General features: G+C 41.0%; 19 protein-coding genes. 6 read left to right on the forward strand and 13 right to left on the reverse strand.

Annotated elements, in window-relative coordinates; genetic code table 11:
* Window positions 1–9: 9 nt before the first annotated feature.
* The 3 genes from H70737_RS19405 to H70737_RS19415 form a co-directional block, all read right to left on the reverse strand.
* Window positions 10–840, reverse strand: coding sequence for an AraC family transcriptional regulator (locus H70737_RS19405; protein ID WP_042189794.1), 831 nt, complete (start codon window positions 838–840; stop codon window positions 10–12).
* A complete protein-coding gene (locus H70737_RS19410; protein ID WP_042189796.1) occupies window positions 837–2,081 on the reverse strand; it encodes a stalk domain-containing protein in 1,245 nt (414 codons plus the stop codon). The genes H70737_RS19405 and H70737_RS19410 overlap by 4 nt, the downstream gene beginning before the upstream one ends.
* 170 nt (window positions 2,082–2,251) lie before the next feature.
* On the reverse strand, window positions 2,252–2,767 hold the full coding sequence (locus H70737_RS19415) for a CAP domain-containing protein (RefSeq protein WP_052404350.1): 516 nt from the start codon (window positions 2,765–2,767) through the stop codon (window positions 2,252–2,254).
* A gap of 206 nt (window positions 2,768–2,973) precedes the next feature.
* Between H70737_RS19415 and H70737_RS19420 the strand changes: the two genes are divergently transcribed.
* Both H70737_RS19420 and H70737_RS19425 read left to right on the forward strand, forming a co-directional pair.
* Entirely contained in the window at window positions 2,974–3,399 is a 426-nt protein-coding gene (locus H70737_RS19420) for a MarR family winged helix-turn-helix transcriptional regulator (protein WP_042189798.1), read from the forward strand.
* An 87-nt stretch (window positions 3,400–3,486) separates the two neighbouring features.
* The gene (locus tag H70737_RS19425; protein WP_042189800.1) at window positions 3,487–4,896 is read left to right on the forward strand and encodes an MDR family MFS transporter; all 1,410 of its coding nucleotides are present in this window, start codon (window positions 3,487–3,489) and stop codon (window positions 4,894–4,896) included.
* 48 nt (window positions 4,897–4,944) lie between these two features.
* Here the strand turns inward: H70737_RS19425 and H70737_RS19430 are convergent, their stop codons facing one another.
* The 5 genes from H70737_RS19430 to H70737_RS19450 all read right to left on the reverse strand — a co-directional run bounded on the left by H70737_RS19430 (window position 4,945) and on the right by H70737_RS19450 (window position 9,762).
* A complete protein-coding gene (locus H70737_RS19430; RefSeq protein WP_042189801.1) occupies window positions 4,945–5,418 on the reverse strand; it encodes a GNAT family N-acetyltransferase in 474 nt (157 codons plus the stop codon).
* A 41-nt stretch (window positions 5,419–5,459) separates the two neighbouring features.
* The gene (locus H70737_RS19435; protein ID WP_042189803.1) at window positions 5,460–6,122 is read right to left on the reverse strand and encodes a DUF421 domain-containing protein; all 663 of its coding nucleotides are present in this window, start codon (window positions 6,120–6,122) and stop codon (window positions 5,460–5,462) included.
* Between the two features lie 125 nt (window positions 6,123–6,247).
* On the reverse strand, window positions 6,248–6,964 hold the full coding sequence (locus tag H70737_RS31315) for an ATP-binding protein (RefSeq protein WP_231573310.1): 717 nt from the start codon (window positions 6,962–6,964) through the stop codon (window positions 6,248–6,250).
* Window positions 6,965–8,288: 1,324 nt separating this feature from the next.
* On the reverse strand, window positions 8,289–9,038 hold the full coding sequence (locus H70737_RS19445; protein WP_042189808.1) for a DUF4184 family protein: 750 nt from the start codon (window positions 9,036–9,038) through the stop codon (window positions 8,289–8,291).
* 19 nt (window positions 9,039–9,057) lie between these two features.
* Window positions 9,058–9,762, reverse strand: a complete 705-nt coding sequence (locus H70737_RS19450; RefSeq protein WP_042189810.1) for a class I SAM-dependent methyltransferase — start codon at window positions 9,760–9,762, stop codon at window positions 9,058–9,060.
* A 123-nt stretch (window positions 9,763–9,885) separates the two neighbouring features.
* Here H70737_RS19450 and H70737_RS19455 point away from each other — a divergent pair, with 123 nt between their 5' ends.
* The 4 genes from H70737_RS19455 (at window position 9,886) to H70737_RS19460 (ending at window position 11,493) form a co-directional block, all read left to right on the forward strand.
* Entirely contained in the window at window positions 9,886–10,707 is an 822-nt protein-coding gene (locus tag H70737_RS19455; protein ID WP_331281386.1) for an AraC family transcriptional regulator, read from the forward strand.
* A gap of 73 nt (window positions 10,708–10,780) precedes the next feature.
* Window positions 10,781–10,909, forward strand: coding sequence for an SRPBCC family protein (locus H70737_RS31320; protein ID WP_231573311.1), 129 nt, complete (start codon window positions 10,781–10,783; stop codon window positions 10,907–10,909).
* 2 nt (window positions 10,910–10,911) lie between these two features.
* Window positions 10,912–11,079 carry an SRPBCC family protein gene (locus H70737_RS31325; protein ID WP_231573312.1) on the forward strand — a complete coding sequence of 56 codons (168 nt, stop codon included), beginning with the start codon at window positions 10,912–10,914 and terminating at the stop codon, window positions 11,077–11,079.
* 54 nt (window positions 11,080–11,133) lie between these two features.
* Window positions 11,134–11,493: a VOC family protein gene (locus H70737_RS19460; RefSeq protein WP_042189812.1), complete on the forward strand. Its 360-nt coding sequence runs from the start codon at window positions 11,134–11,136 to the stop codon at window positions 11,491–11,493.
* A 172-nt stretch (window positions 11,494–11,665) separates the two neighbouring features.
* On the opposite strand, the gene H70737_RS19465 is transcribed toward H70737_RS19460, so the two are convergent.
* The 5 genes from H70737_RS19465 to H70737_RS19485 form a co-directional block, all read right to left on the reverse strand.
* Window positions 11,666–12,142 (reverse strand): GNAT family N-acetyltransferase, encoded by a 477-nt coding sequence (locus tag H70737_RS19465; protein ID WP_042189814.1) that lies wholly within the window; start codon window positions 12,140–12,142, stop codon window positions 11,666–11,668.
* Window positions 12,143–12,281: 139 nt separating this feature from the next.
* On the reverse strand, window positions 12,282–13,061 hold the full coding sequence (locus H70737_RS19470) for an SDR family oxidoreductase (RefSeq protein WP_042189816.1): 780 nt from the start codon (window positions 13,059–13,061) through the stop codon (window positions 12,282–12,284).
* 235 nt (window positions 13,062–13,296) lie between these two features.
* Window positions 13,297–14,358, reverse strand: a complete 1,062-nt coding sequence (locus H70737_RS19475) for an NAD(P)/FAD-dependent oxidoreductase (RefSeq protein WP_042189818.1) — start codon at window positions 14,356–14,358, stop codon at window positions 13,297–13,299.
* Between the two features lie 39 nt (window positions 14,359–14,397).
* Complete coding sequence (locus H70737_RS19480; RefSeq protein WP_042189820.1) at window positions 14,398–15,399, reverse strand: FecCD family ABC transporter permease; 1,002 nt, start codon at window positions 15,397–15,399, stop codon at window positions 14,398–14,400.
* Complete coding sequence (locus tag H70737_RS19485; protein WP_042189822.1) at window positions 15,392–16,420, reverse strand: FecCD family ABC transporter permease; 1,029 nt, start codon at window positions 16,418–16,420, stop codon at window positions 15,392–15,394. Before H70737_RS19485 ends, H70737_RS19480 begins: the two co-directional genes overlap by 8 nt.
* Between the last annotated feature and the right edge of the window lie 38 nt (window positions 16,421–16,458).

A 16,458-nucleotide genomic window follows, 5' to 3' on the forward strand; every position in this document is an offset into this window, starting at 1 on the left:
TGCATTATTCTAAACTCCATGGACATTTTTGCTCTGAAATTCCGAAGGGCTGATGCCTGTCATTCTTTTAAAAATTCTGCTGAAATAAAATTCATCCGTAAATCCAAGGGTTTGCGCAACCGCTTTGATTTTTATGTCCCCTTCAAGAATCAGCTCTTTCGCTTTATCAATTTTCATTTTATTAAAAAACTCAATGATCGAATAACCTGTAATCTCTTTGAATGCTCTCGATAAATAAGCAGGTGAAAGCTGTACCAAATCTGACAATTCGCTCAAGCTAACTTTCTCATTGATCTTTTGATGCATATAATTAATAATTTTTTCCACCTTTAATGAAGTGGAGTAATTTTGACTTTGTTTTTGTGTATTTTGAGCAATTGCAATGATAAGCTGCTGTAACAAAGTCTTCGCTACAAATTCATACCCTGGCAGCTTAGTATTCCAGCTCTGAATCATTTGTCCGAAGATATCTTCCACTTGATAATAATCCTTCAATTCGGATACAGCTTGCAAATGGAGTGAATCCACATCACCACTAATTCCCCAGTTCTCCTCGTTCATGCTCACCTTCGCATAGTTGAAATGAACGGACAGAAAGCATAAGGGATCTTCAGCATCTATCTCTATTGAATGCTTAACATCTGGAGAAATATAGAATAACATACCAGCTTTAAACGAATGTCGTTTTCGCTCCATCATAAAGCTGCCCTTCCCTCCAGTCACTAAGAGAAGTTCATGATGCTGAAGGGTTCTAACGAGCTTGCTCCAATTTCTCTTGGGGTCGTTGAAGTATCTGTAATTACAATATAGTATGTGGAAAAATAGATTATTTATATTCATAAAAGCCCTGTCCAAATGTCCACCGAACGTTCGATCGGATCGTATTCAACGTCATATCCGAACGTTTCGGATATGAATCGGAGGGGAACATAGGTCGAGTAACCGTATAGATGAGGTGGGCTATTCATCTGCACAGCTTGTCCATTAATGTAGGCTGTATGATCGTCGATGGTCATCTTCAGAGAAAGTCCATTTTTTTCAGCGGTAATCGTGCGAGTTGCCTTGTTCCATTCTACCCTGGCTCCAAATAACTCAAAGAGATAACGCATGGGCACTTCTGAAATACCATTCACAATGTTTAGCGGCGGTGCTGATAGAAGTGGCATATCATCAATATTCAACTGATACAGGAATGGGCTTGTCTTAAAGGTCCATTTTTTCACTAGCGTTTCGCCACCAGATTGAAATGAAACCTCCGCGGTATACTCCCGATCCCCCCTCAACTGACGCTGCGCTGTTAATACATACCCGTAACCAGAATTGAGTTTCTTCACACTAAGCGGGATACTAATGTGGCGGTTGCCTGCCTGTGTGCTTAGTTTAGCCTTTATGTCCGCTACATCCCGTAGACTACTAAAGACCGTAAGTGTTGTAGCTTCTCCTTGAATTAACTGCTGTGCATTCATTTTGTAAATGTTGCCTGACCACACTCGCGTCATTCCATCATAAGGAAATAAGCTCGCAGTCGCTGGTGTAGTCATTACGCCTTCTGACTTCACAGCACCAACAATCACGGTAGACTTACCCACTCGTGCAATGCCAATAGAAGCAACTGCCGGGGTCAGCATCACTTCCCTGCGATCATGCATAACTGCTAGCTCGTTAATCTCTGAAGCCATATCAAATTCATCATAGGCCCGCTCTTTCATATATACGGTTTCCATAATCTCCGTTACTTCTCCGCTTAAACCCGACGTTAACACTCTCTCTTTAGGCGTTTGTTGGGTAAAGAACTCACGACCTTTCACTTCTATAGATAAATCGCCTTCAGACTTTATTGTAAAATTAGCATTAGCATAGCGAGCATGATTAATCGCCGCCTTAACGAGGGCAGGATCAAGTTTCACTTCATCCAACCCCATTTGTTGCCGAATTTTATTAATTGAAGCTAGTGCTTTTAGTTGCTCCGCACTACTAGTTCCGTCAAACAATACTTTTGCGGCTTGTACCTTTGTGACATCAATCAATGGAGTGATTGCCATAAGCAGCAAGACGCCTATAAGTATCCATCTTTTACGCATAGTTCCCCTCCTCAAAATTCCATATCTTGTTAGACGACATTCTTCCAGAAAGGTTTCTGTAAAGCAGTTCAAAAACACAAAACAAACCACCCCGTAAATGAACTTCACCTCAATGGTTAGACACACAATCAGAGGCGTATTTCATTATAGAGTGGCTTCTCTGTGATCTCTTATGGTTTCTGAATAAACAGTTGTGTCCAATAATGTTGATATTGACTAGTCGCAGTTCCCCCTACATAACCAACCCCAATATCCGTAAAGCGAGGATCCAAAATATTAGCTCTATGACCAGTACTATTCATCCACGTTCTCATTACTGCTTCAGGTGTTGCTTGGCCCGCCGCGATATTTTCTGCATAAGCACGCCACTCCACTCCAAATCGATCTAGCATTTGAGAGGGGGTACCATAAGTTGGAGAGGTATGACTAAAATAGTTATTATCCCTCATATCTCTTGATTTCAAAACCGCAAGATCAGTTAGCCGCGTATTTAGAGTTAAGGCAGCGATTCCTCTACTCGTCCGTTCTTCGTTGACTAATCTAAAAACTTGCAATTCAAATGCGTTAGCTTGTCTAATATGAATCCTTGACTTCCCTACTCTTTTCGTTCCGGAACTACGTTTCGTTTTTATTCCTTTACTCAAAGAACTTTTGACTCTTCTTATTGAAGATATTCTTTGCTTCATGATTTTCCCTCCTACACTGTATTTACAACAATATATTGTGGAAGAGGTCTTCACGCTTGTACCAAAGTCTATAATTCTACTATAAATTTTGTTAATCCTATGTACTTGATTTCTCTTTGACTTGACATGTATGTGTTACTTTATGTTAATATAAACAAATCATAAACGTTGATATATCATCTATTTTTCTAATTAGGAGAGATCATATGGATTCCAAAGACCCGCTAGGGTTAGTTATTCGAGATTTACACTTAGAAATAGCCAATTATTTAACAAAATTGCTTGCACCCGTTCGGCTTGCGCCTGAACAACATTTACTTATGGCTTTGTTGCTTGAGAAAGAAGGTCTATCTCAGAACGAGATTGCTAATAAACTTGGGAAGGATAAAGCCAGTGTTGCCCGAATGATCGCTAGCTTAGAGAACAAGGGGTACATTCATAAAGTACCAAGTACGCAAGACCGTCGTTCGGTAAATGTTTTTGTCACAGACGAAGGCAGGAAATTAGAGACTATAATCAATGAGGTGACGATCAAATTAAACGAAATTATAGCGACAGGATTCTCTCCTGCGGAGTACTCAGCGCTAACAACTTTGTTAACTCGTGTGCAGAATAATGTAAGAGAGGCATAAATGTATATCCTCTGCCCTATAGTTGACATATCATCTATTCTTCAAAAATAATACGAATCCATTTCTGAAAAGAGGTTTATCCCTATCATGGAATCAACAGCAGCTGTTCAAGTTAAACGTCCCGCCCTAATGGCCTTCTCCCTTATGCTAGGAGCATTCGTCGGACTATTTAGTGAAACTGCCTTAAATATGGCTTTTACCAACTTAATGGATGAATTTTCAATCAACGCCTCAACGGTTCAATGGCTAACCACAGGATATTTACTTGTATTAGGTATCCTCGTTCCGATATCCGCCCTATTAATGCAATGGTTTACCACTAGACAATTATTCACAGCATCCTTGTTATTATCTATCATTGGTACTTTAATTGCTGCCCTCTCCCCCAATTTCACCTCCTTATTAATTGCGCGTTTAGTGCAAGCCTTGGGAACTGGTTTATTGCTGCCCCTAATGACGAACATTATTCTAATAATTTTCCCTGCACATAAACGTGGAACTGTCATGGGGATGATGGGACTTGTTATTATGTGCGCACCGGCCATCGGGCCAACTTTGTCTGGTTTGATCGTGGATCATTTGGGCTGGGAGTTTATCTTTTGGACAAGTTTACCTTTATTATTATTTACATTTGGATTCGGATTAACATTTATCAAAAATGTAGCCAAAATCTCTAAACCTAAAATAGATATTTTATCCATTCTACTTTCTACTTTCGGATTTGGTGGCATCGTATTTGGATTTAGCAACATCGCTGATCATGCTTTAAGTGAAATCATTGTCTATCTGCCTCTTATCGTTGGTGTCATCAGCTTAATTCTGTTTGTATTAAGACAGTTTAAGTTGGAAACGCCGATGCTAAATTTACGAGTGTTTAAATATCCTATGTTTACAATAGGTCTGATAATGGTCTTTTTAGGAATGATGATCATTTTATCCTCTGCCATTTTATTACCGTTATATTTAAAAGGAGGTTTATTGTTATCAGCTACAGCTGCAGGAATTCTACTCCTTCCAGGGAGTGTGATTAACGGAGCTATGGCTCCAGTTACGGGTAGAATATTTGATAAATTCGGTCCAAAATTATTGCTGCCGCTTGGATTCTCCATCGCAACCATTGCAGGTTTTCTATTTACAAGCAATTCTACTGAAACCAGTAACCTGACCTTTATTTTAATACACTGCGCTATGTTTATCGGATTAGCTATGGTCATTATGCCCGCTCAAACCAATGGCTTAAATCAGTTACCCGTGAAATACTATCCGGATGGGGCTGCTGTTATGAACACACTTCAACAAATCGCAGGTGCTCTTGGTACAACGTTCGCCGTTACACTAATGTCTAGCGGACAAACACGATTCGCGAATACACATCCAACTGCTGCACAGCCTGAAATTTTAACCGCAGGAATTACACATGCATACTTATTTATCGCAGCAATTGCAGTTATCGGATTAATTTTATCGTTATTTGTGAAGCGTATTAGAGTTTATTAATTTTAATCAAAAAAAGACAGTGGACACGAGCTGTCCGCTGTCTATATTTTAATCAATAGTTTTTTCATAAAATACTAAAGTTAACTTATCATTAATTTGCTTTGTTTCTTCTGTTCGTTTATATCCTACCTTTTCATATAAATAGCAGTTCCTCTGCTCTTGCTCAATACTATCCAGCTCCCATTTTTTCGCGTCATTATATCTCTGTTCAATGATTGCAAAAACCTGCTGGGCGATCCCCATCCCCTGGTATTCTGGCATAATAAATATAGGGCTGACACGGTAAGTATTGTTTTCCTTTTTAACGATTCGGACACCGCCCACAACAATATCAGAATTCTTAATCATAAAATAATCTGTAAAAGACTGATTAATTCGATCTATCATTTTTTCTACGGACTCATTGGCAGGGCTGGTTTCATAATCCTTATATTTCTCCAGTAATGGCATAAAGGCTTTGACTTGCATTTGATGAATAAATTCCGCATCACTTACGTCTGCTTTACATAAAGAAATCCCCATAAAGATGTACCTCCATTAAAATATATTACTATTAACAAGGTTTATGGTTTGTTTTTAGGTATGATATAGAGTGATCCGTCTTCCTTGTATTCAGCATAAGCAATGTCCTCAACGCATTGATAGCCATGCTCCCTGATCCATTCCTGGATCTGTATCTTATTCATCGGTCTGCCACGCATCGAATCTTCCAGCAGCCTACCTTTATCAATAACTGTAATGGAAAAAGAGGAAGACTGCTCCGATTGCTCCTCTTCAGACTTGCGCATAATCGACAGTGAGCCATTCGTTTCGAGCAGAGCATACTTCACTTCACTTAGAGAAAAAATATTTTGCTGCCGCAGCATAAACAGCAGTTGGGTAAACTCAATATCGTATTTCTCCATCAAATCCTGATTCACTTTGCCATCGTCAATAAGCAACACCGTCCGGCCTTCCGCCATGTTCCCGAACTTCACAAAATGGGTCGTTGCCTTTTCAAACAAATAAGACAAAGCGGTCCAGATGAAAAGCGCAAACAGCAGATGCCAGATCTTCACCTCATTATCATATATCGTATTCCCTACAATCTCACTTAAAATCAATGATGACAGGAAATCAAGTGGCGTCAATTGACTAAGCGTCTTGCGGCCAGTAATAAAGGTAATGATCCACAAACCAAAGAAACTAATGATCAGTTTGACACCTATAGTTACAAATATCTCCATTGCTGCACCTCCAGATGGGACTTCGCACAGGGTCGTTGCCCTTATGACACGAAATCCATTCATGAAAGGTATTACACACTCCTAGTGGGGGATAAACAGCAAACGAGACGCTCTGCAGCTTGCCCTTATGTTGGAATGGTGATAAGGAACGTTGTGCCTTTTCCTTTTTCACTATCAACTTCAACAATGCCTTTCACTTTATCAATGGTACTGTAGACCATAAGCATCCCCAGTCCCGTACCTTCAGCTTTGGTCGAATAATACGGTTTACCGAGACGCGATATTTCTTCCTTTGTCATTCCAATGCCAGTATCGCGAATACTGATAATAATATTTTGTTTTTTTTCCGAAATATCGATGAACAGCGTACCACCGTCCTTTTCCTTCATGGCTTCGATTCCATTTTTATACAGATTAATAAGACATTGCTGTATTTGGTTCCGATCATAATTTTTGAATAGCGAATTATTAAAATTAAATTTGACCTCTACTTTGTGCATAGTGGCATAAGGCATGATGATATTCTTAGTATATTCTGCCTCCTCCTGCATGTTGGAATAAACCATATTATCGGATTGCGGCTTAGCAAATGAAAGATAGTCACTCACGATTTTTTCAGCCCTCTGTAATTCTAATAGAGATAACTCTACGTACTGTTTCTCCTCCCTTGTGATCGTCTTCGATTTATTCAACAGCTGCAAAAAACCGCTGGTCACTGTAAGCGGGTTTCTGATTTCATGTGATACACTTGCCGCTAGCTCGCTCACGACATTTAATCTTTCAGATTGCATAATTCGGTCGCGATTCTTAATATTAGTAATAATCTTTTCTATTAAGATCATATTGATACACATCACCCCGACATGCGTCGTAAAGGCATTTAAGGTGAGAAACCAATATTCCCTATTTAAACTCCCCTGTGTAAAACCTAATATAATTAGGTAAAATCCCATTGTCAGAAAAGAAATTATTGTTGCCGCGATGATGCGACTTTTCGAATCTAGTTTTAGGAACTTTTTACTATATAGAGGAACCAGAATTAGGATTGAAGTGGCGAAAAGAAAGGATTGTAACGTACCCTCTCCCCCCACATAGAATCGATAGATATTTAAAAGGATATATAGCGGTAGAACGTTCTTGTACCCACCAAAAAGAGCCACAATGATAAACGGGATATATCTCAAATCAAAAATAAAGCCCATATCGAGTTTAAAAGGTTTCGCTATGCAGAGACACATGGTCACTGCCGACAGTAGAACTAGAATCTTACTATTATAAGCAAAAGCACGATTCTCAAAGAAAAGTAGAAAAATTAAGATTGGAAACAATAAAAACAAGAAATTTAAAAGCAAAGTCTCAAACAAGGGATAACTTCCTTTCAGCCTAGTGTTGCTTAAAATACAGCGTACTGGAAAAATACGCTAAAATAATATTATAAGTAAAGTTCCCCTTATTAACTATGTATTTCTCAACCATTTTTAAAATAATAAAAAAAGCACCTGACGGCGTCCTTGGAGGTAAAGTTACAAGCTGAGTACATCCGTAATTCCATACTCGTATCCGTGTGAGGTTCCGCTTACCAACCGTATAGCCTTTATTTCGATGAAATAAGCACATATATTAGGGACGGACCATATTGCACTTATTCCCTAATAACAAGCCCATTCCGGGTGAATCAGGGCGAATAACGGCGCTGGCTCGTTTACGTTACCGGCGGCACATTGTATTCGGTTTTTCGCATACATTTAGCTCGTTACGTTACCGGCGGCACATTGTATTCGGTTTTTCGCATACATTTGGCTCGTTTACGTTACTGGCGGCACATTGTATTCGATTTTTCGCATACATTTAGATCGTTTACGTTACCGGCGGCACATTGTATTCGGTTTTTCGCATACATTTGTCCGTAAGCTCGACTAAAACATGCATTTCGGAGGATATAAGATCCACTCTGTCCGTTCTACATCCCATAGAGGCGTGTGCTTAATAAAAAACAGGGCTCCCCATCCCCAACAGTTGAATATAGGACCATCCATTGAATTTGTTTCACATTTCTCCGCAGTCTCAAAATTTTACAAATTCTATTATTTCAAAAAACATTCAATAGATGCTTTAATGATGCGATGATATTCTTACTCGTAATTTATTTAACGAATCGAATTATGATTATTTTGTCTTTTGTAAACCTCTTATTACGATCGATACAAACAATATTCCTAAACATCCCCCTGTAATAGGCGAAACCACAAGAATACCAATTATATTCCTGCTCGAACTAAAAAGTAACTTCATACTAGTTACTGCTATCGCTACAACAACTACTGATGTCCAGAAAATATTTTTTTGTATTGTTGTAACTGTTGGTATCATTGTTACCGTTTCTCGATGTCGATACAACGACCTAACTATGATCCAAGTTACCATGAGTAATCCGAATATAGAAAACGAATGCTGCAATATTTTATAAAGAGTGAAATTATAAATCACTATATCCCTTAATGGGGGAAATTGTTCTACAAAGTAACCATTGAAATGTGTAAAACCATCGATGAACACGTGAGTAAAGAAACCAATAATCACAGATATGATGAACACTACCCAGCCCTTAGAGGTCAATCTCCACTTGCTCAAGGTATTGTACGCTCGTTGATCTATATTATAGTTCGAAGGAAGATGCAATATTAATATCTCCTTAACTATAAAATGGAAAATTAGTGCAATAATCACACATAGGGGAATTGCCTGTAAAAATAATCCTGTTATAGAATGCCCTATACTTTGATGGGGCTCAAGCATAATAAAATATTCAAAATCAGGTGACATACTTCCTAGAATCAAGCCGGTAGCACTAAAGTATTTTGGGTTCACATATTTAAAAGGAAGTGCAAAAATAGGATGAGCAAAAGTGAAAGGCATAACAATCTCCTAGTGTTTATTATATTTTTTTAGCAACAAAGGTTATACAATCTGTTGTCAGTTTTACGGGGTGGCCTTTTCTATCAATTTCATATTCTATTTGTTTTACAAATCGTTGTTTAACTTCCCATCCAGTGTACTGCTGAACTAATAAATCAATCATTCTTTCTGTAGGTATATTCACTTCAAACATCGGGTCTAGTTCTTGTCCATTTTCAAGGTTTACCTCTTGTATGTTCGATCCGATAATAATGCAATTGATTCCATTTCTTTTAGTTCCAATAATCATTTCGTTAAGTTTACTTTCCAGAGCTTTTTCCGAACTTATATGTTCCAAGGCAGATACAGCTAAGATAATGTCATATTCCTCTTGATCGATAATGAAATATTCAATGTCAGATAGTCTTGTTACAATAAATGGTTCGACTCCAAATTTTCGACTATAACCTTCCAATTTTTCTATGGCCGACTCCAATAAATCAACACAAACTACCTTCCCATTTCTATTTTTCATGGATTCCGCTATGGGGATACTATTCCTACCAATCCCAGCTCCTAAATCTAATACACTTAAGTATTCTTGATCTCTGTATTCTTCTAATAGATCGATTACCGTTTTTACGGGTCTATGTAGCCAGGAACCTGGCTCGAACAAATTATAACTATCGTAACACAAGTCATGATATCTCTTCTCTTCAGTTCTTATATTCGCTACTCTGTCCATTTCACACCTCGAGCTTTCCTTATTACATATTTTCAACTAAGCATTGTACTGCGTTCAAATAAAACCTAAAATACTACATATATAGGTTTTTTTAATATTACACACTATGAACCCCCTATGATAATGAAGGAGATGGTTAACGTAGAGCCTACTCTTCTACCACATCATAGCTATATCCACGCGACGGAGCTAGCTATTCAATACATGAAGGAGCATCTTGATGAAGAAGTAACTTCAGAGCAACTCGCTCATCTAGTCGGTTATAGCGCCTATCACTTCACTAGAATATTTAAGAAGGCAACAGGAATTTCACCACGCCAATACTTGTCCGCCTTGCGGATTGAATCTGGTAAACAAGCGCTGCTGAAACAACCTTCGTTGCTAACGAAGATTATGCTCTCGATAGGCTTCCGAAGTGCCGGCTCCTTCCATCATCGGTTCAAGCAATTCGTCGGCCTATCACCTAAGAAGTTTGCAGCCACTTCGTCTGAGTTATTCTCCCATATGAATCAATATGAACACACACCCTTAACATCTGATACATTGCCATCCTCACCACAAATGTGTATTCACTGTCAACTAGAGACACCACCGGATTTTCGCGGTCTATTATTTGTAGGTTTATTTCCACGCCCCATTCCCGATCAGAAACCCATCGTCGGTACTGCGCTCAATATGCGCAATCGCGAATGCATATTTACCGATATCTCACCTGCTACGTATTACATACTTGCAGCAGGTATTCCATGGAGTCGTAATCCTGTTGACTATTTTAAGTTAGATACATGTTTGCGAGGGAAATTTGATGAGCCTGTTGAAGTGAATATTACAACGAAGTTGCACGTAAACATCCTCTTAAGAGATCCTCTCCCGCATGATCCACCAATCGTCGTTAATTTGCCGCTGTTATTGTTTGAGAAATTTAACCGAAAGCGAGCAAACTAGAAGACTTTACAAGCTGATTAATCACATATACTTAATCAAATTGACAGTAATCTTCCTGATAAGAGGTGACCAGATGAGTCTAGTATCACAAATCGTCGTTAACAGTAATCTAGAATTGGTATGGAAGGCATGGACTGAAGCGGATCTTCTATCGGAATGGTTTGCCCCAGAAGTATTAGTCGAATTGAAGGAAGGGAGGTGAAATTGAAAGCTTTTTCCGATGGTACACTTGTTACGATATGTCATTCGGGATGGACAGAATCTGAACCCTCACAAACCGCTAGAAGCTGGCATGAGCAGGCTTGGGCACAGATGCTTTCAAGTCTTAAGAGCAAGTTAGAGGCAGGTCAAGGAATATTGTGCTGTCAATAAATGATCCTATCCCTTGTTTGTGCACGTATTCTAACCTATTGGAGGAATAATTGTATGCCTAATATCAGTGTTATTTCTATTAACATAGCAGATATGACTGTAGCCATTGATTTCTATTGTAATAAATTAGGATTCGAAATCTCCACCCAATATGATGATTGCCTTATTAGCTTGAAGCACGAACCTATCCCGATTGTACTCTGTCAAGTGGAGCTCAATACTCAAGTTCAGTATCCAAGAGAATCACAAGTTGTAATTGGACTCCAAGTCGAGGACCTAGTCGCTTCTATTCAGCAATATAAGCTGCTTGGTATCAAAGTGCTATACGATGAACCTCGCGAGTGTCCTCCAGGCATCTATAGCGCCATTGTAGATCCGTTTGGCAATGTAATTGAACTGTTGGAATATAGATAATTAGTATAAACCGTTACTAGCATTTTCGAGTAGCAGTTTCTCTCATTGCTATGAGACATCGATCAATACATGGGAGCCAGTTCCATCTCCGATACGTGAATTGTGATTTGATACTGCTTCAAAGTAACGATGATTTCACAAAGCGGTTCGAAATCTCCAAGTAAAAAGCAAATCAAAGTCGCAATACGGTTGTTAGCTCTTCTTCAATAATTTCGCCGCTGTCACGGAAACCGAAACTTTCATAGAGCCTTTTAGCGGGCAAGTTATCAGCCTTATAAGAAATCCAACAATATTGTGCGGGGCCAGCCGGTAAAGTGCGGATAAATTCTAAAATTCTTGTCATGGCTTCTCGGCCGTAGCCCTGATTCTGGTATCGTTTATCAATCATTAGTCGCAAGATACAATAGCTATCATTTACAAAGGATGGCACTTCATATCCAGTAATACCATAAGTCATCATCACAAAACCAACCGGCTCTTCATCCGCGTAAATCGCAAACGGAAATGGATGACCACCATTAGTTACAAGGACATAACACGAAGCCATGCTTGATAAATTGGACGCTACGAAGCGACATTGATCGTCTGAAACCTCCAAATTGAAAATAGCACGTCGGTTTTCTAGTGTGATCTTTCTGAGAGTAATCATGCTGGGCTTCTCCCTTCATATCTGAATTATTGAGTTTGGATATTATATCATCATTTTCCATGTTTTGTGGCGATAGTCTGCCCACTAGCTAAAAAAGGCTACCGTTCAATCGGTAGCCAGGATAAAGCATTTATGTCTTTTATTTTCCTAGAAATCCGCCTTCAGACTTAATCACTTGCCCCGTAATCCACTGCGAATCATCACTCGCTAAGAAACTAATGCCTCTAGCTGCATCTTCTGGCAAACCGATTCTTCCCATTGGAAACATAGGCAAAAAATGAGTTTTCATCTCATCCGTTATCCACCCGGAATCCGTAGGACCCGGATCAAAACCATTGACTGTGATATGAAGCGGAGCTAAACCAACAGAAAGAGGTTCAATTAATCCAATTAATGCACCTTTTGTCAATATATAAGCCAGGTTATCAGGGTCAGGCCCTTTAGAAACCATAAAAATAATTCTACCTGGAGTCCCCTTTGAATGATTCTTTTCGAATCTTCTGGCAAATTCAGTACTGAGTAAAACCGTACCACGATTGTTCACTACATAGTGTTGATCTAACGAAATGATGCTCAGATTCTGATAATTCGTGGGCACGCAATATGCTGCATTGTTAATCAAAATGGAAGCATTTCCTAAAGTTTGTTCTACGTGATCCATAATCTTTATTGAGATTTCAGGATTGGAAAAATCCGCTTCCATATGACTCGCCCTGACTCCCAAGCTTTTCAGTTCTGCACAAAGTTGCTCCGGCCATTCCTTTTCTCCACCATTCCCTTCTGATTCATCAAAAGGATGCCAATGCGTAAAGAAAATATCTGCCCCCTGGCTTGCAAGTGAACGGCATATGGCTGTTCCGATTCCTGTGGATCTGCTTGCTCCAGTAACGATAGCAATTTTATTTTTCAATGAGTTCATCTATACCATCTCCGATCATAAATTAGAAGGATAGATAGGTAGAGATCCATAGACATAAGCAGATTCAGCATCACTAATCTATAAGGGAGATAGTGTACCGTCTTATTAATTATGTGCATTAGTGTAGGAACAGTTACTGTTCTATCCTTTAACAATAGTAGCTGAAATTCTGCTTCAAACATAGATAAACTTTCCAAAACTATTAATGAATTTACATCGCTTGTAAGTCATCCCTTCAGCGTCGTTCCTCTACAAGCTCTAACGCCCTGTTCTTCTCATCAAACTTACTGTTATGTGAGGAGACCTGCGCTCTTGTTGACGCATCCGGCTCGATATACAACTTGGCGCTGTTCACGGCTAACGCTGCATCCGTAAAAGCTCCGGCAATAAGATAAAGCTTGCTGCCGTAATTTGCCGTATCTCCAGCCACGAACACTCCCGGAAGATTGGTTGCCAGCTTCTCGTCCGCATTAAAATTCCAATCCTCACTCACTAACCCCCAATCTACAATAGGGCCTAAATCCCCGCGTAGCCCATGATTAATTAGGACGGCATCCACCGCAAGACGCTCCTGTTCTGTTTCATCCGTCCATTCCCCGTCCGCATTTAATGGAGCGATTGAAACAGCATCAAGGCGATTGCCATTCCCATATAAATCCTTAATGGCATATGGCGTAAGAACTTGAACGCTCGATGCCTTCATCCGCCTCACATTCCGTTCCATACCACTGAATCGTTCCCGCCTGTGCACGAGCGTAACCGATGAAGCGATTCCTACTAGTTCATTAGCCCAATCGACAGCTGAATCACCGCCTCCAGAGATTAGCACTCTTTTACCGCGAAAGCTTGCCACATCCGTAACGTTATAATGGAGATTATCCTTTTCGTAATTTTCCGCTCCGGGCAGGTTAAGCTTAGCAAGCTTTAGCGCACCATGGCCTATGGCCAAAATCAGCGTCCGGCTCCAATGCTGCTCTCCGGTCGCAGATGTTATACGCATCGTGCCATCAACCAATCTCTCCAACCCGGTAATTTGTTGACCCAGTACAATGGTCGGATCAAAAGTTTGAGCTTGCTGGATCATGACCTTTGTCAGCTGTGCTGCGCGAACGGGGGCCATGCCGCCGACATCCCAGACGATCTTCTCCGGATACATTAATGTCCTTCCTCCGAGTTCCTCTCTCGCCTCAATCAGTTTCGTCTTCATGTCGCGCATTCCACTGTAAAAGGCAGCATACAACCCCGCCGGTCCTCCACCGATTATAGTTACGTCAAAAAGCTCCAATTTCTGACCCATTCTTTGCCTCCCTCTGTTCTCATCCTCTTGAAAGAAGATCTAAATCTTCTTGCGCTTAAACAGCAGATACATGAAAAAAGGAGCTCCAATGCCTGCTGTGAACACGCCTGCCGGAACATCTAGCGGTTGAAAAAGCATTCTTCCTGCCAAATCCGCCAACAGTAGAATGATTGCACCTATTAATGCGGATACCGGGATGATCAGCTTGTAAGAATTTCCAACTAGCATTCTGGCGATATGCGGTGCCATCAATCCGATGAACGATATCGTCCCGGCTACGCCAACTGCAGCACCGGCAAGTGCAACGCTATAAAATAAGAGAATCATTCGGCTTAACTGAAGCCTGCTTCCAAGCCCGCGAGCGACATCCTCACCTAAGGATTGCACATTTAATTCCTTCGCGAGCAGTAGCGATAAAGGAATGAATACCGCTACCCACGGCCACAGCACTTCAATATAACTCCAATTGGTGCCGTAGATGCTTCCCGTCATCCAATTCAGCACTTGTGCGGCCAAATAAGCCGGCCCGCTAATTAGCAGGAACGTAGTAAGCGCGCCCATTGCGGTAGAAATGCCAATACCGATCAGCACCAGCCGAAACGGCGACACACCTTTTTTCCAGGCAAATACATAATTAATAGTTGTCGCAACCAACGCGCCGCCGATAGCAATGAACGGTACCCAGTGGATACTGTAGCCGGTCACGAAAGTCATAAAGGCAACTACAGCTACCGATGCCCCTCCGGTTACACCCAGCAGATCGGGCGAAGCGAGAGGATTGCGGATGACGCCCTGTAATAGCGCACCCGCTACAGCCAATGCTGCGCCAATGAGTATAGCGGCTGCTATTCGAGGCAAACGGAACTGCATAATGATAAGGTTACTGGCTTCTGCGTTTCGCCCCGTAAGAGAAGCAAGTACCTCTTTTAATGGTACGCTAACTCCCCCAACGGATAAACTAAGGAGCGATAATGCGGCAACGATACAAGTTAAACCTAAAAACAACAAGAACGAATGCTTCGCTATACGCGCTTTAAGCATGCTGTTTCCTCCTAGCCACATGGATCAGAAAGGGAACGCCGATAATCGCCGTTGCGACACCAACCGGAACTTCTCTGGATTCCAGAATAAAGCGCGATGCTAAATCCGCAGTCACCAAAAGAATTGCCCCAACTAATGCGGTATATGGAAGCAGCCATCTAAAATCATGCCCAACGATGTATCTGCATAAGTGAGGGACAATAAGTCCTATGAAAGCAATCGGACCAGCTGCTGCTACCGAGCTTCCCGCCAATAGTACAATTGCCGTAGCTGACAGCACGCGGACCAGCGTTAGACGCTGTCCCAAGCTCTTCGCGCTATCGTCTCCAATCGCCATAATATTTAACGAGCCCGAGAGTAATAGTGAGATCGTCATTCCTATTGCCATATAAGGCAGAACCATCAATAAATGCTCCAGATTTCTTCCTTCTACAGAGCCGATCATCCAGAATAGGGCAGATTCCAACGACTGCTTATTAATTAGAATAATGCCGGATGTAATAGAGGAAGCGAAAGCTGCCATACAAGCGCCGGCCAAGGTCAGCTTTACCGGCTCGAAACCGCCTCCTTGCAATCCAAGCGTATAGACAACCGCCGATGTTGCGACCGCACCTGCGAAAGCAAGCCAGACCATGCCGCTCATCGTTAACGAGGAACCGAATACGAGTAGCCCGATGACAATAAATAGCACAGCGCCCGCATTTACACCGAAGACAGAGGGTGAAGCCAGCGGATTTCTTGTCAGAACCTGCATAATTGCCCCGGCTACTGCTAAACTTGCCCCCACCAGTGCCGCAATCAGGGTTCGGGGAACACGAACCTTCGTCAGAATAAGATGTTCGTTCGAACCGTTGAATTGACTGTAAGCCAGCCATAGATCTTTTAAGCTGAATTGATGAAGACCGTACAATACACTGCATAACATACTAATTAGAAGCAGAATCGCGCCGACAACGAGGCCGGCGAGCTTTCGCTTGCTTAGGAAAGAACCATTCACGTCTGCACCGAGCCTCCTATTCATTGGCAGTCTTAACAACTAAACTGCCGGAATCGTCAACA

It is taken from the genome of Paenibacillus sp. FSL H7-0737 (genome assembly GCF_000758545.1).
Lineage (GTDB): Bacteria > Bacillota > Bacilli > Paenibacillales > Paenibacillaceae > Paenibacillus_AQ.